Raw genomic sequence first — 21800 nt, 5'->3', positions numbered from 1 at the left:
CACAGATCGCCCGTTGTCATCTTCATGAGCCGGGGCCCCCGGCGTCATGGGCCGGGAGCCACCCGGCATCGCCACGCACCGCATCCCGAGGAGCCACCCGTGCCGCGCATGCTCGACGTCAGCGACGACGTACGCGCCGAGATCGGCGACGAAGAAGCCGACCGGCTGCTCGCCGGAGAGAACGCCCCGGGCAGTTACGACTGCACGTCCTGCCGCACACCGGGCGACTCGGAACAGGAGCGCACCAGCACCGTCCTGTTCATCGGCGACGAGACCGCCGTCCTCGCCTTCGCCCACGCAACCTGCCTGCCCTCACAGGTCGTGCAGGTCACCGAGGAGCAACTGCAGGGCGCCGTCCGCTCGATCAACCCCGACGGCGCGCCCGGCCAGGCCGCCCCGGAGCAGGCCGTGCTCGGCGTCACCAGCGGACTCGTCCTGCTGGGCGGCGACTTGCACCCGGCGCTCGTCGTCGAACCGACCGGCCCCATCGTCCGCCCCGGTTCGACGGACATCGGCGACGACTTCCTGCCGCTCCTGATCGAGCAGGGCTTCATGCCGGTGACCCAGCTGCACTCGGTGCCGCCCGTGCTGCACGGCTGGTCGGTGCTGCTCGCCATGGGCCAGCTGCACGCCGTGCTCCAGCCGGGGACCGGCGGGGGCTCGCCCGTCGCCTGGTGGCAGGCGCACCAGGCGCTCCAGGTCGCCGACAGCTGGCGGGCGGCCGCCAACAAGCACCAGCAGGTGCTGCTGTTCGCGGCTCCGGTCGGCTCGATCGGCCGGCAGCCCCGCGAGGACCTGCTCCGCGACGCGCTGGACAAGGCCGCGGCCAACGGGAAGCTGGTGGCCGCGGCCATGCCGCTCGCCGGCACGTGAGCACTCCCCCGGGGGTGCGGGCAACCGCGGTCGTGCCGACCGCACCGGTCACCTGGCCGGCGCCGGCCGTCCATGACTGAGCGGTCGGCCGCCCGCACCCTCCGCGGGGCGTCGAATGTCCCCCGGATGTCGCGACCGGGTCCCCGCTGACCTGCGAAAGCGACGCGGCGGCCGCATCCGTTGGGCGGTGGGGTCGTTGGCACATACGTGCACACCTACGACGCCCCCCGCCGCCGCCAGTCCCTCCAGCCGATCCCGCCCGCTCGAGCGGCCCAGGACCACCAGGGCAACCCCTCGGCCACGCCGATCTACGACGCGCTCTACGCCGAGTGGGCCAGATCCTTCAGGGCGCTGCCCGGCGACCGGCACGGCGAGGAGGAGCTCGGCTTCACGGCGTTCGGGAATCTGACGCACGGCACGGGCGGGTACGGATCGTCCTCGTACACCTCGTCGTTCAGCTCCTACAGCGCGGGGGCCTACTCCGCGCGCCACGGCGGTGTGACGCCGGGGCACACCACGACGGCGACCGCCGTCTGGCAGCCGGGCGGCCGGCAGCAGGGCACGGGCATGCACCACGTCCACGTCCCGGCCGCCCTGCCGCCCGCGCCACGCCGGGGGCTCTGAGCGGAAACGAGCGAACGGGTGAGGGGCGGCTCCCATGGGAGCCGCCCCTCACCCGTTGTCGCCGCTGTCGCGACTACTTCTTCTTGTTGGCGCCGCGCTTCTCGCGCACCCGGACCGAGATGTGGATCGGCGTCCCCTCGAAACCGAACTCCTCGCGCAGCCGGCGCTCGATGAAGCGCCGGTAGCCGTGCTCGATGAAGCCGGAGGCGAAGAGCACGAACCGCGGGGGCTTGGTGCCCGCCTGCGTACCGAAGAGGATGCGGGGCTGCTTGCCACCACGGACCGGGTGCGGGTGGGCGGCGACCAGCTCACCGAGGAAGGCGTTCAGACGGCCGGTGGGAACCCGGGTCTCCCAGCCGTCCAGCGCGGTCTCGATCGCGGGGACGAGCTTCTCCATGTGCCGGCCGGTGTGCGCCGAGACGTTCACCCGGGGCGCCCACGCCACCTGGAGGAGCTCGGTCTCGATCTCCCGCTCCAGGTAGTAGCGGCGCTCCTCGTCGAGGGTGTCCCACTTGTTGAAGGCGAGGACGATCGCGCGGCCCGCCTCGACGGCCATCGTGACGATGCGCTGGTCCTGGACGGAGATGGTCTCGGACGCGTCGATCAGGATGACCGCGACCTCGGCCTTCTCGACGGCGGCGGCGGTACGCAGCGAGGCGTAGTAGTCGGCGCCCTGCTGGAGGTGGACGCGCTTGCGGATGCCCGCCGTGTCGACGAACTTCCAGGTGATGCCGCCGAGTTCGATGAGCTCGTCGACCGGGTCACGGGTGGTGCCCGCGACCTCGTTGACGACCACGCGGTCCTCGCCCGCCACCTTGTTCAGCAGGGAGGACTTGCCGACGTTCGGGCGGCCGATGAGGGCGATGCGGCGCGGGCCGCCCACCGCGGTGCCGAAGGTCTGCGCCGGGGCCTCGGGCAGGGCCTCCAGGACGGCGTCCAGCATGTCGCCGGTGCCGCGGCCGTGCAGCGCGGAGACGGGGTGCGGCTCGCCGAGACCGAGGGACCAGAGGTACGAGGCGTCGGCCTCGCCGCTCGGGCCGTCGACCTTGTTGGCGCACAGCACGACCGGCTTGCCGGCCTTGCGCAGCAGCCGCACGACCGCCTCGTCGGTGTCCGTCGCGCCGACCTTGGCGTCCACGACGAAGACGACCGCGTCGGCGGCCTCGATCGCGTACTCGGCCTGCGCGGCGACGGACGCGTCGATGCCGAGGACGTCCTGCTCCCAGCCGCCGGTGTCGACGAGCTTGAAGCGGCGGCCCGCCCACTCGGCCTCGTAGGTGACGCGGTCGCGGGTGACACCGGGCTTGTCCTCGACGACGGCCTCGCGGCGGCCGATGATCCGGTTCACCAGGGTCGACTTGCCGACGTTCGGACGGCCGACGACGGCGAGGACGGGCAGTGGGCCGTGGCCCGCCTCGTCGATCGCGCCCTCGACGTCCTCGATGTCGAAGCCCTCTTCCGCGGCGAGCTCCATGAAGTCCGCGTACTCGGCATCGCCAAGCGCCCCGTGCTCGTGCCCGGCCGGGCCGGCCGAGCCGTCGGGCTGGATGTGGTCGTTCATGAAGTCCGTACCTCGTCGTTCATTCGTGGTGATCGGTGGACCGCCCGCACATCGGGTGATCCACTACTAAAGTGTCGCCTAGTGCCCGGTGGGGCGCCCGGCGGTTTCCGGGCGTCCGGTCAGACGCCTGGCGTGGTCCAGGTGGGCGCTCAGCTGCTTCTGGATGCGCGTGGTCGCCTCGTCGAGCGCCTTGCGCGTACGGCGCCCGCTGCCGTCGCCCGCCTCGAAGGGGTCTCCGAAGACGACGTCGACCCGGCTGCGCAGCGGCGGGAGCCCCTTGGTCAACCGGCTGTTCTTGTCGGAACTTCCCAGTACCGCAACCGGGACGATCGGGGCGCCGCTGCGGACCGCGAAATAGGCGAGCCCGGCGCGCAGGGAGGCGAAGTCGCCCTCACCGCGGGTGCCCTCCGGGAAGATGCCGAGCACCCCGCCCGCCGAGAGGACGCCGAGGGCCTGGGTGATCGCGGTGCGGTCGGTGGTCGTGCGGTCGACCTTGACCTGCCCGATACCGAGCAGGAAGGGGTCGAGGGGGCCGATGAACGCTTCCTTCTTGATCAGGAAGTGCGTGGGCCGGGGTGCCACGCCCATGACCATCGGGCCGTCGATGTTGTGCGAGTGGTTCACGGCGAGGATCGCCGGGCCGGTCGCGGGGACCTTCCAGGCGCCGAGCACGCGCGGCTTCCACAGGCCGTACATCAGGCCGACGCCGATACGGCGCCCGATCTCGGCGCCTCTCACGGAGGGTGCGGTCACTTGGCGGCCCGCTTCTCCTCGACGAGGGTGACGACGCACTCTATGACCTGCTGGAGGGTGAGGTCGGAGGTGTCCACCTCGACCGCGTCGTCCGCCTTGGCGAGCGGGGAGGTCTTGCGGCTGGAGTCGGCCGCGTCCCGCTTCAGCAGGGCCTCGCGCGTCGCCTTGACGTCGGCGCCCTTCAGCTCACCGCTGCGGCGGGCGGCACGCGCCTCCGGGGAGGCGGTGAGGAAGATCTTCAGGTCGGCGTCGGGCAGCACCGTGGTGCCGATGTCCCGTCCCTCGACGACGATGCCGTCCTCCGCGCCCGCGGCGATCGACCGCTGCAGCTCGGTGATCCGGGCGCGCACCTCGGGCACCGCGCTGACCGCGCTGACCTTGGAGGTGACCTCCTGCGTGCGGATCGGGCCCGCGACGTCGGTCCCGTCGACCGTGATGGCCGGCGCGGACGGGTCGGTGCCGGAGAGGATCTCCGGCTTGCCCGCCACGGCGGCGATCGCCGTCGGGTCCGTGAGGTCGATGCCGTTGCTCACCATCCACCAGGTGATCGCCCGGTACTGCGCGCCCGTGTCCAGGTAGCTGAGGCCCAGCTGCGCGGCCACTGCCTTGGAGGTGCTCGACTTGCCCGTGCCGGAGGGGCCGTCGATGGCGACAATCACTGCCGGGGCGGTCCGGGCGGCGCCGTTTTCCACGGTGGAGACACCTTCCTGGTGCGGGGTGGAGGTCTGTGCGGGACGCGAACGCGCCCCGGACAAGGTTACTGGCTCCCAGGGCCCCGTATTACTGGCCCGGTCGCCGCTCCCCGCCACCGGCCCTCTCCGGCGCGCGCCGGAGAGGGCTCCGCACCCGCCGGTCGCCCTACTGCCGCAGCGCCCAGCCCCGGTCCCGCAGCGCGGCGCTCAGCACGGGCACCGCCTTGGGCTCGACCATCAGCTGGACCAGACCGGCCTGCCGGCCCGTCGCGTGCTCGATGCGTACGTCCTCGATGTTGACGCCGGCCGCTCCGGCGTCGGCGAAGATGCGGGCCAGCTGGCCGGGCTGGTCGTCGATCAGGACGGCGACCGTCTCGTACGTCAACGGGGCGGCGCCGTGCTTGCCGGGGACCCGTACCTGGCCCGCGTTGCCGCGGCGCAGCATGTCCTCGATGCCGCCGGCGCCCTCGCGGCGCTTGGCCTCGTCGGAGGACTGGAGGGCCCGCAGCGCCAGGACCGTCTCGTCGAGGTCGGCGGAGACGTCCGCGAGGAGGTCGGCGACCGGTCCCGGGTTCGCGGAGAGGATGTCGATCCACATCCGGGGGTCCGAGGCCGCGATCCTGGTCACGTCACGGATGCCCTGCCCGCAGAGCCGTACCGCCGCCTCCTCCGCGTACTGAAGACGCGCGGCGACCATGCTCGACACCAGGTGCGGCATGTGCGAGACGAGCGCGACCGCCCGGTCGTGGGCGTCGGCGTCCATGACGACGGGGAGCGCCCGGCAGAGCGACACCAGTTCCAGCGCGAGGTTCAGGACCTCGGTGTCCGTGTCCCGGGTGGGTGTCAGGACCCAGGGGCGGCCCTCGAAGAGGTCACCCGTCGCGGCCAGCGGGCCCGACTTCTCGCGGCCCGACATGGGGTGCGTGCCGATGTACGCGGAGAGGTCCAGGCCGAGGGCCTCCAGCTCGCGGCGCGGGCCGCCCTTGACGCTCGCCACGTCGAGATATCCGCGCGCCGCCCCGCGCCGCATGGCGTCCGCGAGCGTCGACGCCACGTGCGCGGGCGGGGCCGCGACGATCGCGAGGTCCACGGGCCCGGTGGGCGGCTCGTCGGTGCCGGCGCCGAGCGCGGCCGCCGTGCGGGCCTGATCCGGGTCGTGGTCGGTGAGGTGGACGACGACGCCCCGCTGGGCGAGCGCGAGCGCCGCCGACGTGCCGATCAGACCGGTTCCGATGACGAGCGCGGTTCTCACTGGGCGATGTCCTTGCGCAGGGCGCCCGCGGCGCCCAGGTAGACGTGCGCGATGTCGGCACGGGGCTTGTCGGACTCGATGTGCGCGAGGATCCGTACGACGCGCGGCATCGCGCCCTCGATGTCCAGCTCCTGCGCGCAGATCAGCGGTACGTCGACGATGCCCAGCTTGCGGGCCGCGGCCGCCGGGAAGTCGCTGTGCAGATCGGGCGTCGCGGTGAACCAGACGCTGATCAGGTCGTCCGCGGTGAGACCGTTCCGTTCCAGGACGGCGGTGAGCAGCTCGCCGACCTGCTCCTCCATGTGGCCGGCCTCGTCCCGTTCCAGTTGGACGGCGCCCCGGACCGCTCGTACCGCCACGGCAATGCTCCTCGCTGATCTGCGTACACGTCTGTCACACCAGCGTAGTCAGCCCGCCGACCCGCCGGTGCGCGGCGCCCGCCTGACGAGACGGGCACCGCGCACCGGCCACCGGCCACGGTTCAGAGCGACTGCTGTTTGATGAGGTCCTCCAGGGAGGCGCCGGACCGCGGCAGCTCGCCGCCCGGGGTCAGCTTGTCGACCGCCTGCGGCAGGTACTCGGCGATCTGGTCCGCGGCCTTCTCCGAGCTGACGCCGGTCCGGGCGGCGACCTCCTGGAGGGTGTCGGCGGGCAGCGCCCGCGCGACCTGTTCCGGGGAGACGGGCTTGTTCTCGCCGGTGCCGATCCACGACTGCGCCTGGTCCGCCAGCCCCGACTTCGCGAGCATGTCCATCAGCCCGCCCAGCGGGTTGCCGCCGCCCTGGCCGTTGGTCAGGGACCGGAGCAGTGAGCCCAGGATGTCGCCCCCGCCGGAGGCACCGCCCTGCCCGCCGCCGAGGAGACCGCCGAGCAGGCTGCCGAGATCGTTGTCCGCCATGGGCGACGCCTTTCGAAGAAGAGTGCGGCCGGGGGTGGGTCACCTCCGGCCTCGGACTCAGCCAATGTCACGTGAATCACCCCGTTCCGCCACTTGTGGTGAGAATGCGCCCGTGCGCCTCTGGACGCCGCGGCACCGGTCCGCTCTGATGGCAGAAGACCGCCTCGGGGGAGGCCCGTATGAAGCGCCCAGGACCCCTGCTCACCCTTCTCGCCGGACTGCTCCTCGCCGTGTTCATGCTGTCGCTCAACGCGACGACGGGGGTGAGGAACGCGTCGTCGTCCCGTCCGCGGACGCCCGCCGCCGCGCCGCCCGCGAGCGCGACACCCGAGCAGTCCACGTCACCGCGGAGCCCGTCACCGTCACCGTCCGTGTCACCGTCCGCGAGTCCCGTGCCGAACGCCGACTACGCGGGCCGCACCGACGACGACTCCTCGGCCGTCGCCGTCTCGCTGCGCGACGGCCGCGCGATCGCGTACTTCTGCGACGGCCACGACAAGGAGTCGTGGCTCAAGGGCGACGTCGAGGACGACGGCAGGATGAGACTCACCGGAAAGAAGGGCGCGAAGCTCGACGGCACACTGCGGGACGGCAGGCGGATCCGCGGCACCGTCCACCTCGGCGGCCAGCGCTACGCCTTCACGGCCGACAAGGCGGTCAAACCGTCCGGGCTCTACCGCGCGACGGCCACGGTGCGCGGCGCCGAGCTGGACGGCGGCTGGATCGTGCTGCCCGGCGGCAGGCAGGTCGGCATCCTCGACCGCGACGGCGAACCCGCCGCGGCACCCGCGATCGACCCGGAGACCGGCGCCGTCACGGTCGACGGAAAGAAGCTCACCGCACGCCCCGTCACCCCCTGACCCGCTCGGCGACTCCCGCGACCCCCGCCACCCACTCGACGCCCTGACCCGTGAGCCGCCCTTTTCCCCTCCCCTTCCCGACCCTTTCCATCCCTTTTCGACTCCATCCCTTTTCGACCGAGGACCCTTCCCCGCCCTTTCCCGGCCCTTTCCCGACCAGGGAGCCGATATGACCGCGGATCCGAACGCCGCCACGCAGGGCTACCCCGCTCCCCCGCCCGCCCACCGCCGCCCGCACCCGGCGCGCTGTCTCGTCCCGGCCCTGGTGGCCGCGGCGGTCGCGGTCGGCCTCGGCGCGTACGGCAGGACGCACCACCCGACCGGGACCGCCTTCAATCTCGCGGGGTTCAGCAGCACGAGCGCCGTGAAGTCGTGGCTGGCCAGCACGGCGTTCGCCTTCGCGCTCGTCCAGTTGGTCTCGGCGTTCATGGTGTACGGGAGACTGCCGGGGCCGAGCTGGGCACCGGCCCTGCACCGCTGGTCCGGGCGGATCGCCTTCCTGGTGGCGGTACCCGTCGCGGTGCACTGCCTCTACGCGCTGGGCTTCCAGACGTACGAGCCGCGCGTGCTGTGGCACTCGCCCCTGGGATGCTTCTTCTTCGGGGCATTCAGTGCCAAAATGCTCCTGCTCCGCTCGGAGCGACTGCCCGGCTGGCTGCTGCCCGTGGCCGGAGGACTCGTCTTCGTGGTCCTCACCGTCATCTGGCTGACGTCGGCTCTCTGGTTCTTCCGTACGTTCGGAGTGACGACATGACCAACCCCCCGGCGCGGCGCACTGTTCTCGGCACGGGCGCGACCGCCGCCCTGCTCGTGGGGTGCAGCAAGTACGGTGACGGCGGCGGCAGTTCGCAGACGTCCGCCTCGCCGGCCGCCTCACCGCCCGCGTCCGGCGCCGCCGGTGGCGCCGAGCTCGCCAGTACGAGCGACATCCCGGTCGGCGGCGGCAAGATCTTCAAGGACCGCAAGATCGTGGTCACCCAGCCCACGAAGGACGAGTTCAAGGCCTTCTCGGCGATCTGCACCCATCAGGGCTGCACGGTGAGCACCGTCGCCAACGGCACGATCGACTGCCCCTGCCACGGCAGCAAGTACCGCATCACGGACGCCTCGGTGGTGGCGGGCCCCGCCCCGAGGCCCCTGCCCGCCGAGCGGATCACCGTGGAGGGAAACTCGATTCGCCTGGCCTGAACCACCACGTAGGCTCCCGGACATGCGATCCGAGGCCCTGGTGCGCGACCACACGATCTATTCCTGCGTGATGGGATCGCGCGCCTTCGGCCTGGCCACCGACGACAGCGACACGGACCGCCGGGGCGTGTTCCTCGCCCCGGCCCCGCTGTTCTGGCGCTTCGAGAAGCCGCCGACACACGTCGAGGGGCCGGCCGAGGAGCAGTTCAGCTGGGAGCTGGAGCGGTTCTGCGTCCTCGCGCTGCGCGCCAATCCGAACATCCTGGAGTGCCTCCACTCCCCCCTCGTCGAGTACGCCGACGACACGGGCCGCGCACTGCTCGCCCTGCGCGAGGCCTTCCTCTCCCGCCGGGTCCACGAGACGTTCGCCCGCTACGCGCAGGGCCAGCGCAAAAAGCTGGAGGCCGACGTCCGCCGGTACGGCGCCCCGCGCTGGAAGCACGCGATGCACCTGCTCCGCCTCCTCATGTCCTCCCGCGACCTGCTGCGCACCGGCACCCTGACCATCGACGTCGGCGAGCAGCGCGAACCGCTGCTCGCCGTGAAACGGGGCGAGGTCCCGTGGAGCCGGGTGGAGACGTGGATGAGCCGGCTGGCGGCGGAGGCGGACGAGGCCGACGCGCGCAGCCCGCTGCCGGCCGAGCCGGACCACGCCGGGGTCGAGGACTTCCTGGTCGGTGTCCGCCGCGCCTCAGCCCGTCGCGCCGACCCCGGCGTCCGCCAGGCGCACCCGGACGACGAACGCGTGCAGGGCGTCGTGCACGGACGGGGTGTCCGGCAGCGCTGAGGCCTGCTGCGCCGCGTCCAGCAGGGCGTGCAGCCGCTCCACGTCGTCCGCCACGCGCGCGTGGTCGACGTCCGCGGCCCCGTGCTCCCGCTCGGCCTTCGCCGCCACCAGATCCGGCAGGTACGAGGGGGCGCCCGCCTCCTCGGCGAGCGCGCGCAGATCGGCCTGCACCTCGCCGCTGCGCATCAGATGGACGCCGGTGAGCAGCACCCGGAACGTGTAGAGCAGCGGCTTGAGTTCACCGGTCTTCCCGAAGAGCCGCCACTGTGTCGTGGCGAACCCCCGGTAGTGGTGGGCGTGATGACGGGTGAGGACCCCCGGGGCGAGCGAGATCAGCTCGCGGTGGGCCTCGCCGGTGTGCACGACCAGGGGCGAGAGCAGCTGCTCCAGCACATAGCCGTTGCGCCGCAGCATCAGCCGTACGAACTTGCGCAGGTCATGGGTGACGAGGTCCATCTCGACACCGTCCCGGTCCCACATCCGGGACCGGGTCTCCTCCGGCTCGCGCAGCCCGACCAGTTCGGCCGCCGGCAGCAGGTGCACGCCCCGCAGGTCGACGTCCGAGTCGCGTGAGGGGAAGCCGTACAGGTGTGCCCCGGAGACGGTGGCGAACAGGACCGGGTCGGGCTGCTCCGCCACCACCGCGGAGAGGTCGATGTCCAGGACGTCGTCGATCATCCGTCAAGCATCCCAGAGCGCTCCCAGCGACATGAGGTCGCTCTGGTATTCGATGCGGTCGGCCCACTCGGTCGGCCAGACGTCCGAGCCGTGGTGGGCACCCGCGAACGCGCCCGTCAGACAGGCGATGGAGTCGGAGTCGCCCGAGGTGCAGGCCGCCCGGCGCAGCGCGGTGACGGGCTCGTCGACGAAGAGCAGGAAGCAGAGCAGGCCGGTGGTGAGCGCCTCCTCGGCGATCCAGCCCTCCCCGGTGGCCAGACAGGGGTCGGTCTCGGGCGAGGGGGCGCGCAGGGCGTCCCGGAGCCGGTCCAGCGCGCCCAGGCACTCGTCCCAGCCGCGCTGGATGAAGTGCTCCGGCGTGGGGTCCTGGCTGCGGGTCCACAGGTCGCCGAGCCAACGGGAGTGGTAGTGGCCGCGGTTCTCCTCGGCGTACGCGCGCAGCAGCCCGACCAGTTCCGCGGGCTCGGCACCCTGCACGAGGAGCCGGACGGCGTGCGCGGTGAGGTCGGAGGCGGCGAGCGCGGTGGGATGGCCGTGGGTGAGCGCCGCCTGCAACTGCGCGGCGCCCGCCCGCTGTTCCTCGCTCAGCCCCGGTACGAGACCCACGGGCGCCACCCGCATGTTGGCGCCGCACCCCTTGGAGCCGATCTGGCTGGCGTCCTGCCAGGGGCGGCTCTCGTCCTTCAGGAGGTTGCAGGCGACGAGGCAGGTGCGACCGGGCGCGCGGTTGTTCTCCGGCGACAGGTACCAGTCCACGAACTCCTCGCGCACCGGCCGTGCCATCCGCAGCGGGCCGAGCAGACCGCGGTCCGTGGCCGTGCGCAGGCCCCGCCCCAGCGCCAGCGTCATCTGGGTGTCGTCGGTGACGATCGCGGGCCTGGGCAGTGCCATCTCCCGCCAGGGGCCGCACTTGGCGAGGATCGACGGTATGTCGTTGAACTCGGTCGGGAAGCCCAGCGCGTCGCCGAGGGCGAGGCCCAGCAGGGACCCGGTGGCGGCGTGCTTCGCGAGCGTCGGGGTGGTGGTCATCAGGGCCGTCCTTCCGAAGGGGGACGCAGCAGGGGCGGGTGCAGGGCGGTGGCGCCGCCCGCGCGGTAGAGCGCGGCGGGTTTGCCGCGGCCTCCGGTGAGGCGAGCGGCCCCGGGAACCGGTTCGACGAAGCCCGGCGTGGCGAGGACCTTGCGCCGGAAGTTGGGCCGGTCGAGCACGGTGCCCCACACCGTCTCGTAGACCCGCTGCAGCTCGCCGAGGGTGAACTCGGGCGCGCAGAAGGAGGTGGCGAGACAGGTGTACTCGAGCTTGGCGCCGACGCGTTCGTGGGCGTCGGCGAGGATGCGGTCGTGGTCGAAGGCGAGCGGACCGGGCGTGCCGTACGGCTGCCACCGGGCCTGCGCCGCGTCACCGCCGCCGTGCGGCTCGGGAGGGTCGGGGAGCAGCGCGGCGAACGCGACGGAGACGACGCGCATTCTCGGGTCGCGGCCGGGGTCGCTGTAGGTCCGCAGCTGCTCCAGGTGCAGCCGCGAGACGTCCGACAGGCCGGTCTCCTCGGCGAGCTCGCGCCGGGCGGCCGTCTCCGCGGACTCGGCCGGCAGTACGAACCCGCCGGGCAGCGCCCAGTGGCCCGCGTACGGCTCCTGCCCCCGTTCGACGAGCAGCACCTCGAGCGCGTCGGCGCGGATCGTCAGGACGGCCAGGTCCACGGTCACGGCGAAGGGTTCGAACGCGTACTTGTCGTAGCCCTCGGGCGCGCTGCCGCCGGACGAGCGGCCCTGCCGCACGTGCACACCCACCCGTCCCCGCCTCCACGTCCACGCGACTCACGGCCGACCCGAGCGACGCGTCCCCTCGGCGCGACCACGAGTAATAGTCACTACGACTATAAAGAGAGCGAGGGGGCGGCCACAACCCTCCGGGCACCGGAAACCCACCCCGATCCGAGCCGGGCGCACGACGGTCCGGGCCGGGCGCACGACGGCGCGCGTCCGTGAAGGAGCCGCCGCGGTCCCTGGCGCCCTGCTGACGGCCCGTGGAGCCGGGAGGCGGGAAAGGGTGCCCACGAGTGCCCGTGCGCCGCTCCAGGGCCGTCAGGGCCTCTCCAGGCGTGGAAGCACCCCGGCCACGAGCGGAAACGCGTCGGCCGGCCCCGGGGCACTCCCGGGACCGGCCGAAACGACGGGTCGCGAACGAAACGGTGTCGCGAGCGACGGACGCTCTAGAGGTCGACCTCGTTCATGAGCATGCCGACCTCGGTGTTCGACAGTCGGCGCAGCCAGCCCGACTTCTGGTCGCCGAGGGTGATCGGGCCGAAGGCGACGCGTACGAGCTTGTCCACCGGGAAGCCGGCCTCGGCGAGCATGCGGCGCACAATGTGCTTGCGGCCCTCGTGGAGGGTCACCTCGACCAGGTAGTTCTTGCCGGTCTGCTCGACGACACGGAAGTGGTCCGCCTTCGCGTACCCGTCCTCCAGCTGGATGCCGTCCTTGAGCCGCTTGCCCAGGTCACGCGGGATCGGGCCCACGATGTGCGCGAGGTAGACCTTCTTCACGCCGTACTTCGGGTGGGTCAGCCGGTGCGCCAGCTCGCCGTGGTTGGTGAGCAGGATGACGCCCTCGGTCTCGGTGTCGAGCCGCCCGACGTGGAAGAGCCGCGTCTCGCGGTTCGTCACGTAGTCCCCGAGGCACTGCCGGCCCTCGGTGTCCTCCATGGTGGAGACGACACCGGCGGGCTTGTTCAGCGAGAAGAACTGGTACGACTGCGTGGCGACGGTCAGACCGTCGACCCGGATCTCGTCCTTCTCGGGGTCGACGCGCAGCCCCTGCTCCATGACGATCTCGCCGTTGACCTCGACCCGGGCCTGCTCGACGAGCTCCTCGCAGGCACGCCGGGAGCCGTAGCCCGCGCGCGCGAGCACCTTCTGCAGACGCTCGCCCTCCTGCTCGGCGCCCGGGAAGGTCTTGGGCACCTTGACGTCGGGCTTGCCCGCGTACCGGTCCCGGTTGCGCTCCTCGGCCCGCGTCTCGTACTCACGGGAGCGCGCGGGCTCCGTACGGCCGCCGCGCTGCTGGCCCTGCTTCGGGCCGCCCTTGGCACCGCCGCGGGCCGCGTTGCCGCGCCCGGACTTCGGGCCGTCCTTGGAGGCGCCGGGACCCACGTCGTAGCGGCGCTCCTCGGGACGGGGCTTGCTCTCGCGCTTCGGCTTGTCGTCGCGCCCCGCCCCGGCCTTCGGCCGTCCGGCGCCCCCGCCGTCTCCGCGGTAGTTGCCGCGCCCGCCGCTGTTCCTACCGCTACCGCTACCGCTACCGCTGCCGCTGCTTCGCATCAAAGTTCCGTCTGGTCGTCTGCGTCGTCGTCTGTCCCCGGAGCGTCAGGAGCATCCGGGTCGAACGACGGAACGCCTTCCTGCGTCTCGGCCTCGATCGCGTCCGCTTCCGGAAGGAAGGGTGCGAGCTCCGGGAGCTCGTCCAGACCGCGCAGGCCCATTCGCTCCAGGAAGTAGTTCGTCGTCGTGTACAGGATCGCACCTGTTTCGGGTTCCGTGCCCGCCTCCTCGACCAGACCGCGTTGCAGGAGGGTGCGCATCACCCCGTCACAGTTCACTCCGCGGACCGCCGAGACCCTGGAACGGCTGACCGGCTGGCGGTACGCGACGACCGCCAGGGTCTCCAGCGCGGCCTGGGTGAGCCGGGCCTGCTGGCCGTCCAGGACGAAGCGTTCCACGGCCGCCGCGTACGCGGGCCGTGAGTAGAAGCGCCAGCCGCCGGCGATGAGCCGCAGCTCGAAGCCCCGGCCCTGGACGGTGTACTCGTCGGCCAGCTCCCGCAGCGCGTCCCTGACCTGTCGCTTCGGCCGCTCGAGGATCTTCGCGAGGTGCTCCTCGGTCGCGGGTTCGTCCACGACCATGAGGACGGCCTCCAGGGCGGGCCGGAGGTCGAGGTCGGCGACGGTGCCCTGGCCCGCCGGGATCCCGCTGGTCTGCTCGCTCACGCCTTCTCCTTCTTGGCGTCTTCCTTCGCTGTCTCGGGCGGCCGGTCGAATTCGTCCGTCACCCTGGGCTCCTCGGCACTGTCCCCGCCCGTCCAGCGCACCACCAGGTCCCCCAGCGCCTCCTCCTGGTCGAGGGCGACCGCCTTCTCCCGGTAGAGCTCCAGCAGGGCCAGGAAACGGGCCACGACGGTGAGGGTGTCGGCGGTGTCCGCGACGAGGTCGCGGAAGCTGGCTTCCCCGCGTTCGCGCAGCAGCGCCACCACGATCTCCGCCTGTTCCCGCACGCTGACCAGCGGAGCGTGGATGTGGTCGACGTACACCTGCGGCTTGGGCCTGGGCTGCATCGCCTTCACGGCGAGCCTGGCGAATCCCTCCGCCCCGATGCTGATGACCACCTCGGGCAGGAGTTCGGCGTGGTGGGGTTCGAGACCGACGGTACGGGGATAACGGCGGGCCTCCTCGTCGAGGCGCGCGTTGAAGATGTCCGCGATCCGCTTGTACGCGCGGTACTGCAGCAGCCGGGCGAAGAGGAGGTCCCGGGCCTCCAGCAGGGCCAGGTCGGCCTCGTCCTCGACCTCGGCGGCGGGCAGCAGCCGCGCGGCCTTGAGGTCGAGCAGGGTCGCCGCGACGACCAGGAACTCGGTCGTCTGGTCGAGGTCCCAGTCCGGTCCCATCGCCCTGATGTGCGCCATGAACTCGTCGGTCACCCGCGACAGCGCCACTTCCGTGACGTCCATCTTGTGCTTCGAGATCAACTGCAGCAGCAGGTCGAAGGGCCCCTCGAAGTTGGCCAACCGCACTTTGAAGACCCCGTCACCGGCTTCGGCTCCGGCTTCGGCGGCTTCGGCGAGAATCCCCGAGTCGACGGCGGTCCCCGTTTCCGGGCCGACGGGCAACCGCGTCTCGGCGGGGCGCTCCGGGGCGTCAGGGGTTCCGTGTTCGGCGGACGTCCCGGATGTGACCGAGATCTCGGATCCGGCTCCGGCTCCGGCTCCGACTTCCGGACTGTCCGGAGCGGGAGGAGAGTCCGCAGCGGGAGAGGGTCCGGGGTCGGGATGCGCCGTCGGGCCGGTCGGTGGTTCGGGCTCCGCCGGAATCCCCGGCCCGGCGGACTCCTCGGCGGACTCCGCCGCGGATTCGTCGGCCGGTTCCCCGGCGGACGGCACGGTCGGCGGTGCGGCGGGAGCCGGACCGGCCCCCGGTCCTCGGCCGAGCACACGTCGGCGACCGGCGGAGCCGGCGGCGGGGACGGGGGCGTCGTTCGAGGTCATAGCCGTCGCAGGCTACCGCTACCGCCCGCGGAGCCGTCGTACGAGAATGCTCGCGTCCCCACGGGATTCGAGATCGGCGAGCACGACCGCGACCGCCTCACGGACGATCCGCCCGCGGTCGACCGCGAGTCCGTGCTCGCCGCGCAGCACCAGACGGGCGTGTTCGAGGTCCATGAGCTCCTCGGCGGACACGTACACCGTGATCTTCTCGTCGTGCCGCTCCCGCCCGCTGGGCCGCCGGTTGGCGGCACGCTGGCGTTTGCGGGACTGCTGCTGGGCGGCGGCGGAACCGCCGGCAGAACCTTCCTGCGTCGCCTGACGTCGCGCCGAGCGCTCCGGAGCCGTACCCCTGCTGCGTGACTCCCCCGCGTCGGCGTCGGAGTCGGCGGCGACGTGTTCGTCGCCCTCGCCGTCACCGCCCTGGACGGGCACCGCGTGCGGCGCGTCCTCCGCCGCGGCGGCCGGGTCGCTCTCGCCGGCCGGAGCCGGCACCCGGGCCTCACCGTTGGCGGCCCGGCGAGTGGGACTGGAGGCCTGGAGCGCCATGCCCCCGGTGGTGCGGAACAGTTCGTCGGCCCCCGGCAGACTCACTCGGCGTGACACCGGGCGAGCACCTCCCTGGCGAGCTGGCGATAGGCGGCGGCACCGACGGAGTTGGAGGCGTACGTGGTGATCGGCTCACCGGCGACGGTGGTCTCCGGGAAGCGGACGGTCCGGCCGATCACCGTGTGGTAGACGTGATCGTCGAAGGCCTCGACCACCCGCGCGAGCACCTCACGGCTGTGCACCGTACGGGAGTCGTACATGGTCGCGAGGATGCCGTCGAGCTCCAGCTCGGGGTTGAGCCGCTCCTGGACCTTCTCGATGGTCTCGGTGAGCAGCGCGACACCACGCAGCGCGAAGAACTCGCACTCGAGCGGCACGATCACCTTGTGCGCCGCCGTCAGGGCGTTGACGGTGAGCAGGCCCAGCGAGGGCTGACAGTCGATCACGATGTAGTCGTAGTCGGCCATCAGCGGCTTCAGGGCGCGCTGCAGAGTGGACTCGCGCGCGACCTCGGAGACGAGCTGCACCTCGGCGGCGGACAGGTCGATGTTGCTGGGCAGCAGGTCCATGTTCGGGACCGCCGTCTTCAGGAGCACCTCGTCGGCCGCCATGCCCCGCTCCATGAGCAGGTTGTAGACGGTGAGGTCGAGCTCCATCGGGTTGACGCCGAGACCGACCGAGAGCGCGCCCTGCGGGTCGAAGTCGACGAGCAGGACCCGGCGTCCGTACTCCGCGAGCGCGGCACCCAGGTTGATGGTCGACGTCGTTTTCCCGACGCCGCCCTTCTGGTTGCACATCGCGATGATCTTCGCGGGGCCGTGGTCGGTCAGCGGGCCAGGGATCGGGAAGTACGGCAGCGGGCGTCCGGTCGGGCCCACGCGCTCACGGCGCTGGCGGGCCGCGTCGGGCGCGAGCGTGGCCGCGTACTCCGGATCGGGCTCGTACTCGGCATCGGGGTCGTAGAAGTGCCCCTCGGGCAGTTCGTCGTAGTCGGCGAAGTGGGTGCGGTTCTCGCCACTTCCGTTGCCGGCCATGGCGTTCACGTGATGGCCATCCATGCTCGGGTGTGCTGTCTGAGTCATCCGGGGACTCTGATGGGCTGCGAAGGTTCGGACAGCGACGGAGCCGACAGCCTCGAGCCCCGTGGGGCCGTGGCCCCGCGTCGGCATTCCTGGTTGACCACCCCCGGGAGTAAATGTCGACTCATTCACAAGTCGTCTTACCTCCTTGGTGACCAGGAAACTTCTCGATAGGTCAGCGTGGCACCATGCCGACGGTTGGCGACTCTATGGCGTGTCACCGCTCCGCAGCAACACAATCCGCCGGACCCGACCCGATGTGTCGGCAACCGAACACCCCTCTGTCAAGGGCGTAAGGCCGTCGCACAGCAGGTTTCACCGGTGTGCGAATCGGTCGAAGAGTTACGTTCGTGGCGAGTTGAACGAGTGTCGCAAAGTGACCCGACACACATCCGGCCGGACCTTGCTGGGCAAGGTCCGGCCGGATGCGGGACGTTGACGACCTGTGTTGACGTATCGCCTTTTGCTCGGCGGCCGGTCCGCGACCGCGCGTCGGCGGCCCGGACGGGCACGGGTCAGCCGAGCAGGGACTCCAGCGCCACGTGCTCCAGGCCGTGCGCCTCGGCGACCTCGCGGTAAACGACCTTGCCCTCATGCGTGTTGAGGCCCTTGGCCAGCGCGGGGTCGCGGCGCAGGGCCTCGGCCCAGCCGCGGTTGGCGAGCTCCACGATGTACGGCAGCGTCGCGTTGGTCAGCGCGTACGTCGAGGTGTTCGGCACGGCGCCGGGCATGTTGGCGACGCAGTAGAAGACCGAGTTGTGGACCGGGAAGGTCGGCTCGGCGTGCGTGGTCGGACGCGAGTCCTCGAAGCAGCCGCCCTGGTCGATCGCGATGTCGACAAGGACACTTCCCGGCTTCATCCGCGACACGAGTTCATTGGTGACCAGCTTGGGGGCCTTGGCACCCGGGATGAGGACGGCGCCGATGACGAGGTCGGCCTCGAGGCAGGCCTTCTCCAGCTCGAAGGTGTTGGAGACGACGGTCTGGATCTTCGTGCCGAAGATCTTGTCCGCCTCCTTGAGCTTGTTGATGTCACGGTCGAGCAGGGTCACCTGGAAGCCCATGCCGATGGCGATCTGCGCGGCGTTCCAGCCGGAGACGCCGCCGCCGATGACGACGGCCTTGGCGGGCAGCACGCCGGGAACGCCGCCCGGCAGCACCCCGCGGCCGCCGTTGGCGCGCATCAGCTGGTAGGCGCCGACCTGCGGGGCGAGCCGGCCCGCGACCTCGGACATCGGGGCGAGCAGGGGCAGCGCGCGGTTGGGCAGCTCGACCGTTTCGTACGCGATGGCCGTGGTGCCGGACTCCAGGAGCGCGTCCGTGCACTCCTTGGAGGCGGCCAGGTGGAGGTAGGTGAAGAGCGTCTGGTCCTTGCGGAGGCGGTGGTACTCCTCCGCGATGGGCTCCTTGACCTTCAGCAGCAGGTCGGCCGTGGCCCACACCTCGTCGGCGGTGGCGAGGATCTGCGCACCGGCGGAGACGTACTCGACGTCCGTGATCGAGGAGCCGACACCGGCGTTCTGCTCGACGAAGACCTGGTGGCCGTGGCGCACCAGCTCGTGGACGCCGGCCGGGGTGATGGCCACCCGGAACTCGTTGTTCTTGACCTCGCGGGGGATACCGACCTTCACGTCGATCACGGTCCTTGACTCAGAGGGTTCTGGGGCTATGCACGGCCGGGGCGACGCAAGCCGGGGCAATGCATGTCATACCCGGATGCACGGGCGCGCCGGGAGACACCACGAAAGAACGCAGCGGAGCCAGTCTAATGAAGGGATTCTCTCTGTCTAGCCTTTCAATGCATCAATCTTCTGCGGATGTACTGCGGATTTCGCAGGCGTTAGCGCCCTGTTCCATGGCCATCGCGCCCTCCGGTGGCTCATCACCCAGCATGCGCTCGGCCGCGCCGCGGTGCAGCCGGGCCGCGGCGGGGTCGCCGAGTCGGTCCAGAGTGTCGGCGAGCCTGAGCTGAAGCGCGGCCTGCAGCCGAAGGTCCTCGGCACGGCGGGCCCACTCGATGGCGTCCTGGCAGGTGCGCAGCGATTCCTCCGGCCGCCCCGCGTACTCCTGCACCCGCGCCAGCTCGCTCAACGCCCGTGCCTGGGCCGCCACATCGCCGTTCCTGCGGTGTCCGGTGACGGCGGCACGCCAGTTGCGCAGCGCCTCGCCGTAGCGGCCCGCGTAGGTGTGCGCGGTGGCGATCCGGCCGTAGAGCCGGGCGGCGTCCAGCCGCTCGTCGCGGGCCAGGCGCTGGGCGAGCGCCCGGCCGTACCAGTCGGCGGCCCGGTCGAAGTCCCCGAGCTCCAGGTGGGCGCCGCCTACGGATTCCATCGCCCGGCCGGTCGCGTACGGGTCGTTCGCCTCGCGCGCGGCGTCGAGCGCGGCCCGGTAGCGGGCCAGGGCCGCCGCCGTGCGGCCGGTGCGTTCGTCCAGGTCGGCCAGGTTCAGCAGGGCCGCGGCCCGCTCCCGTGGCAGCCTGCGCCGCTCGGCGACGTCGAGGACGAGCCGGTGGATGCCGTAGAGCTCGGCTGCCGCGGCCCGGGTGCCGAAGTGGACGACCAGCGCCCGCACCAGCGCGGCCATCAGGCGGCGGGCCAGGGTGTCCAGCTCGCCGTCGGCGACCGCGAGCCGGGCGGCGGCCAGCAGCGCGGGCTGCCGGATGCGCAGCCAGTCCTCGGCCGCCCTGGGGTTCGGGAAGCGCAGCGCGCGGGGCATGCCGGCGAGTTTCTCGCGGGCCGGCGAGCTGTCGGTCTCGGTGATCGCGCGGCAGGACACCAGCAGCCGCACGGTCCGCTCCAGCATCCGGGCGCGGGCCAGCTGCAGCTCGGCCGGCCGGTCCTCGCTCTCGGTGAGGGCGCGCAGCAGCGGCAGCAGGAAGCCGGGGACCTCGTACTGCGGCAGCGGCGACTCGACGGGCCGCAGGAGCCCGAGCGCGGCGAAGTCGTCCAGGGTGGTGCGGGCGGCGTCGACCGAGCAGCCGGCGAGCGCGGACGCGGTGTGCGGGTCGACCAGCCCGGCCGGCGCGAGCGAGAGCAGTCGCAGGGTCCGCGCGGCGGCGGCGGGCAGTCCGGTGTACGTGAGCCGGAAGATCCGCGCGGCCGGCGAGCCCTCCTCGCCGTCCGCGCGCAGTTGCTTGGCGAGGTCGGCGACGGCCGAGGTGGGGCGTGCCGCGAGCCAGCCGCCCGCCAGCACCAGGGCGCCGGGCTGGCCCGCGCACTCCTCGACCAGCCCCTCGGCGGCGAGCGGGTCGACGGTGATGCGGACCGAGCCCGCGAAGCGCTCCAGGAGTTCCAGCGCGGACTTGGTGTCGAGGCCGCCCAGGGTGCAGGGGCGGACGTCCGCGATGCCGGTCAGCGGTCCTCCGGAGACGGCGACCACCAGGCACTCGGGGGTGTCGGGCAGCAGGACGTCGACCTGCTCGGCGTCGGCCGCGTCGTCGAGCAGGAGCGCGGCGCGGCGGGTGGCGAGGGCGTCGCGCACGGCCGCGCTCAGGTCCTCGGCGCCGGCCCCGGGCGGCGCGGGCAGTTCCAGGGCCGTGAGGAGTTCCCGCGCGGTGCGCTCGGTGGGCACCGGGGTGCCGTCGGGTTCGGCGAGCCGGGCCCGCAGCACCGCGTCCGGGTAACTCTCGGCGACCTGCCGGACGAGTTCCTCGGCGAGCGCGGTGCGGCCCGAGCCGGGCTTGCCGGCGATCAGCAGCACCCGTGCGCGAGGGGCTTTGCGGCCCGCGAGGGTGTCCAGTCCGGCACGTTCGATGTCGGCCCGGAGTTCCTTCAACTCTCTTGTACGGCCGAGGAACTGACCCTTGGTAGGAGCGGACCCGGCAGCCGGACGCCGCCCTGCCGACGACGCTTTCGCGCCGTCCGTGTCCACCGCCTGATCTGTCACGGGCCACACTCCCGTCCCACTGCACGCGCAAGCCCGCCGGGACTCCGGTTCGGGCGTTTCCAGAGCCTAGTTCACGCTCTGCGACGAACCGTGCGGAGCACGGCGGAGAGATCCCCCGATCGGATCAGCCGATCGTAGGACCGGGTGGGTGCGGTGTGGGGCTCCGGAGGGCGCCGAGGACACCGGGAGCCCCGGAGGCGGCGTCCAGGGCTCTCCGGTGGGCCTGTCAGGCCTCGAAGGGGCGCGCCGGCCAGGGCGCCTCGGCCGGACGCAGCGCGTCGAGTCCGTCCCCGGCGCGCGCGGCGAGCAGGGAGAGGACGCCGACCACGAGACAGTTGTTGTGCAGGTCGCCGCCGAGGACCCCCCGGACGAGTTCGTCGACGGGGACCCGGGCCAGCTCCATGTCGGCCTCCTCGTCCTCGACCTCGAAGCGCTCCCCCTCCGCCTCGGAGAGGTCTCGGGCGAGGAAGACGCGCACGGCCTCGGAACAGCCGCCGGGGGTGGTGTACACGTCGGTCAGCACGCGCCAGTTCTCGGCCTTGACGTGCGCCTCCTCGTACAGCTCGCGCTGGGCGGCGTGCAGCGGGTTCTCGCCGGGGACGTCGAGCAGGCCGGCCGGGATCTCCCAGAGCTTCTGGCGCACGGGGTGCCGGTACTGGCGCAGCACCAGCACCCTGTCCTGCTCGTCGAGGGCGACCACGGCCACGGAGCCGGGATGGACCTGGTAGTCGCGCCGGGCGACCGACCCGTCGGGCATGACCACGTCGTCGGTACGGACGGAGGTCTTGTTGCCGACGAAGGGGGTCGCGGTGGCCCTGACCTCCCACTCCTCGGCGGTGTCCTTGATCGTCATGCCCTGTCCTCCCACA

23 protein-coding genes are annotated in these 21800 nt (G+C 72.1%); 6 read left to right on the top strand and 17 right to left on the bottom strand.

The window, feature by feature from the left end:
• Window positions 1-99 precede the first annotated feature (99 nt).
• Both OG199_RS32145 and OG199_RS32140 read left to right on the top strand, forming a co-directional pair.
• Window positions 100-873, top strand: coding sequence for a hypothetical protein (locus tag OG199_RS32145; RefSeq protein ID WP_356809671.1), 774 nt, complete (start codon window positions 100-102; stop codon window positions 871-873).
• Between the two features lie 207 nt (window positions 874-1080).
• A complete protein-coding gene (locus OG199_RS32140; RefSeq protein WP_401803027.1) occupies window positions 1081-1497 on the top strand; it encodes a hypothetical protein in 417 nt (138 codons plus the stop codon).
• A gap of 73 nt (window positions 1498-1570) precedes the next feature.
• Here OG199_RS32140 and der read toward each other — a convergent pair whose 3' ends face one another.
• The 6 genes from der to OG199_RS32110 form a co-directional block, all read right to left on the bottom strand.
• Complete coding sequence (gene der / locus OG199_RS32135) at window positions 1571-3058, bottom strand: ribosome biogenesis GTPase Der (RefSeq protein ID WP_266698075.1); 1488 nt, start codon at window positions 3056-3058, stop codon at window positions 1571-1573.
• A gap of 78 nt (window positions 3059-3136) precedes the next feature.
• On the bottom strand, window positions 3137-3850 hold the full coding sequence (locus OG199_RS32130; protein ID WP_356804251.1) for a lysophospholipid acyltransferase family protein: 714 nt from the start codon (window positions 3848-3850) through the stop codon (window positions 3137-3139).
• Window positions 3808-4503 (bottom strand): (d)CMP kinase, encoded by a 696-nt coding sequence (gene cmk, locus OG199_RS32125; RefSeq protein WP_266698079.1) that lies wholly within the window; start codon window positions 4501-4503, stop codon window positions 3808-3810. The genes OG199_RS32130 and cmk overlap by 43 nt, the downstream gene beginning before the upstream one ends.
• A gap of 166 nt (window positions 4504-4669) precedes the next feature.
• The gene (locus tag OG199_RS32120) at window positions 4670-5755 is read right to left on the bottom strand and encodes a prephenate dehydrogenase (protein ID WP_356804253.1); all 1086 of its coding nucleotides are present in this window, start codon (window positions 5753-5755) and stop codon (window positions 4670-4672) included.
• Entirely contained in the window at window positions 5752-6114 is a 363-nt protein-coding gene (gene aroH / locus OG199_RS32115) for a chorismate mutase (protein ID WP_356804254.1), read from the bottom strand. Before aroH ends, OG199_RS32120 begins: the two co-directional genes overlap by 4 nt.
• A gap of 122 nt (window positions 6115-6236) precedes the next feature.
• A complete protein-coding gene (locus OG199_RS32110; protein WP_356804255.1) occupies window positions 6237-6653 on the bottom strand; it encodes a YidB family protein in 417 nt (138 codons plus the stop codon).
• 179 nt (window positions 6654-6832) lie between these two features.
• Between OG199_RS32110 and OG199_RS32105 the strand changes: the two genes are divergently transcribed.
• The 4 genes from OG199_RS32105 (at window position 6833) to OG199_RS32090 (ending at window position 9488) form a co-directional block, all read left to right on the top strand.
• Entirely contained in the window at window positions 6833-7513 is a 681-nt protein-coding gene (locus tag OG199_RS32105) for a hypothetical protein (protein ID WP_405832402.1), read from the top strand.
• A 169-nt stretch (window positions 7514-7682) separates the two neighbouring features.
• Window positions 7683-8267 (top strand): DUF6529 family protein, encoded by a 585-nt coding sequence (locus OG199_RS32100; protein ID WP_405832400.1) that lies wholly within the window; start codon window positions 7683-7685, stop codon window positions 8265-8267.
• Entirely contained in the window at window positions 8264-8701 is a 438-nt protein-coding gene (locus tag OG199_RS32095; RefSeq protein WP_356804260.1) for a Rieske (2Fe-2S) protein, read from the top strand. Before OG199_RS32100 ends, OG199_RS32095 begins: the two co-directional genes overlap by 4 nt.
• A gap of 22 nt (window positions 8702-8723) precedes the next feature.
• Window positions 8724-9488 carry a DNA polymerase beta superfamily protein gene (locus OG199_RS32090; RefSeq protein WP_356804262.1) on the top strand — a complete coding sequence of 255 codons (765 nt, stop codon included), beginning with the start codon at window positions 8724-8726 and terminating at the stop codon, window positions 9486-9488.
• Here the strand turns inward: OG199_RS32090 and OG199_RS32085 are convergent.
• The 11 genes from OG199_RS32085 to OG199_RS32035 all read right to left on the bottom strand — a co-directional run bounded on the left by OG199_RS32085 (window position 9393) and on the right by OG199_RS32035 (window position 21784).
• Window positions 9393-10166 carry a DNA polymerase beta superfamily protein gene (locus tag OG199_RS32085; RefSeq protein WP_401803040.1) on the bottom strand — a complete coding sequence of 258 codons (774 nt, stop codon included), beginning with the start codon at window positions 10164-10166 and terminating at the stop codon, window positions 9393-9395. The genes OG199_RS32090 and OG199_RS32085 overlap by 96 nt on opposite strands.
• 3 nt (window positions 10167-10169) lie before the next feature.
• A complete protein-coding gene (locus OG199_RS32080; protein WP_356804263.1) occupies window positions 10170-11195 on the bottom strand; it encodes an ADP-ribosylglycohydrolase family protein in 1026 nt (341 codons plus the stop codon).
• Complete coding sequence (locus OG199_RS32075; protein ID WP_356804268.1) at window positions 11195-11950, bottom strand: NUDIX domain-containing protein; 756 nt, start codon at window positions 11948-11950, stop codon at window positions 11195-11197. Before OG199_RS32075 ends, OG199_RS32080 begins: the two co-directional genes overlap by 1 nt.
• Before the next feature lie 428 nt (window positions 11951-12378).
• Complete coding sequence (locus OG199_RS32070; RefSeq protein WP_405832397.1) at window positions 12379-13485, bottom strand: pseudouridine synthase; 1107 nt, start codon at window positions 13483-13485, stop codon at window positions 12379-12381.
• Window positions 13485-14150 (bottom strand): SMC-Scp complex subunit ScpB, encoded by a 666-nt coding sequence (scpB, locus tag OG199_RS32065; RefSeq protein ID WP_356809155.1) that lies wholly within the window; start codon window positions 14148-14150, stop codon window positions 13485-13487. Before scpB ends, OG199_RS32070 begins: the two co-directional genes overlap by 1 nt.
• The gene (locus OG199_RS32060) at window positions 14147-15421 is read right to left on the bottom strand and encodes a segregation/condensation protein A (protein ID WP_405832396.1); all 1275 of its coding nucleotides are present in this window, start codon (window positions 15419-15421) and stop codon (window positions 14147-14149) included. The genes scpB and OG199_RS32060 overlap by 4 nt, the downstream gene beginning before the upstream one ends.
• Window positions 15422-15439: 18 nt before the next feature.
• Window positions 15440-16024 carry a hypothetical protein gene (locus OG199_RS32055; RefSeq protein WP_356809157.1) on the bottom strand — a complete coding sequence of 195 codons (585 nt, stop codon included), beginning with the start codon at window positions 16022-16024 and terminating at the stop codon, window positions 15440-15442.
• Window positions 16009-17136, bottom strand: a complete 1128-nt coding sequence (locus tag OG199_RS32050; protein ID WP_266698092.1) for a ParA family protein — start codon at window positions 17134-17136, stop codon at window positions 16009-16011. The genes OG199_RS32055 and OG199_RS32050 overlap by 16 nt, the downstream gene beginning before the upstream one ends.
• 425 nt (window positions 17137-17561) lie before the next feature.
• Window positions 17562-18686, bottom strand: coding sequence for an alanine dehydrogenase (ald, locus tag OG199_RS32045; protein WP_401803048.1), 1125 nt, complete (start codon window positions 18684-18686; stop codon window positions 17562-17564).
• Window positions 18687-18849: 163 nt separating this feature from the next.
• Complete coding sequence (locus OG199_RS32040; protein WP_405832393.1) at window positions 18850-20931, bottom strand: tetratricopeptide repeat protein; 2082 nt, start codon at window positions 20929-20931, stop codon at window positions 18850-18852.
• A 226-nt stretch (window positions 20932-21157) separates the two neighbouring features.
• Window positions 21158-21784, bottom strand: coding sequence for an NUDIX domain-containing protein (locus OG199_RS32035; protein ID WP_405832391.1), 627 nt, complete (start codon window positions 21782-21784; stop codon window positions 21158-21160).
• Window positions 21785-21800 lie beyond the last annotated feature (16 nt).

The organism is Streptomyces sp. NBC_01176 (assembly GCF_045039825.1).
Lineage (GTDB): Bacteria > Actinomycetota > Actinomycetes > Streptomycetales > Streptomycetaceae > Streptomyces.
The sequence above is the reverse complement of the archived record's forward strand: the minus strand, read 5'-3'. Positions and strand labels throughout refer to the sequence as shown.

What these genes read in the sequence shown, in the direction of transcription:
- der (WP_266698075.1), bottom strand. Translation starts at nt 3,058, where the DNA reads ATGAACGACCACATCCAGCCCGACGGCTCGGCCGGCCCGGCCGGGCAC.
- OG199_RS32110 (WP_356804255.1), bottom strand. Translation starts at nt 6,653, where the DNA reads ATGGCGGACAACGATCTCGGCAGCCTGCTCGGCGGTCTCCTCGGCGGC.
- OG199_RS32105 (WP_405832402.1), top strand. Translation starts at nt 6,833, where the DNA reads ATGAAGCGCCCAGGACCCCTGCTCACCCTTCTCGCCGGACTGCTCCTC.
- OG199_RS32100 (WP_405832400.1), top strand. Translation starts at nt 7,683, where the DNA reads ATGACCGCGGATCCGAACGCCGCCACGCAGGGCTACCCCGCTCCCCCG.
- OG199_RS32095 (WP_356804260.1), top strand. Translation starts at nt 8,264, where the DNA reads ATGACCAACCCCCCGGCGCGGCGCACTGTTCTCGGCACGGGCGCGACC.
- OG199_RS32090 (WP_356804262.1), top strand. Translation starts at nt 8,724, where the DNA reads ATGCGATCCGAGGCCCTGGTGCGCGACCACACGATCTATTCCTGCGTG.
- OG199_RS32085 (WP_401803040.1), bottom strand. Translation starts at nt 10,166, where the DNA reads ATGATCGACGACGTCCTGGACATCGACCTCTCCGCGGTGGTGGCGGAG.
- OG199_RS32080 (WP_356804263.1), bottom strand. Translation starts at nt 11,195, where the DNA reads ATGACCACCACCCCGACGCTCGCGAAGCACGCCGCCACCGGGTCCCTG.
- OG199_RS32070 (WP_405832397.1), bottom strand. Translation starts at nt 13,485, where the DNA reads ATGCGAAGCAGCGGCAGCGGTAGCGGTAGCGGTAGCGGTAGGAACAGC.
- OG199_RS32060 (WP_405832396.1), bottom strand. Translation starts at nt 15,421, where the DNA reads ATGACCTCGAACGACGCCCCCGTCCCCGCCGCCGGCTCCGCCGGTCGC.
- OG199_RS32050 (WP_266698092.1), bottom strand. Translation starts at nt 17,136, where the DNA reads ATGCCGACGCGGGGCCACGGCCCCACGGGGCTCGAGGCTGTCGGCTCC.
- OG199_RS32035 (WP_405832391.1), bottom strand. Translation starts at nt 21,784, where the DNA reads ATGACGATCAAGGACACCGCCGAGGAGTGGGAGGTCAGGGCCACCGCG.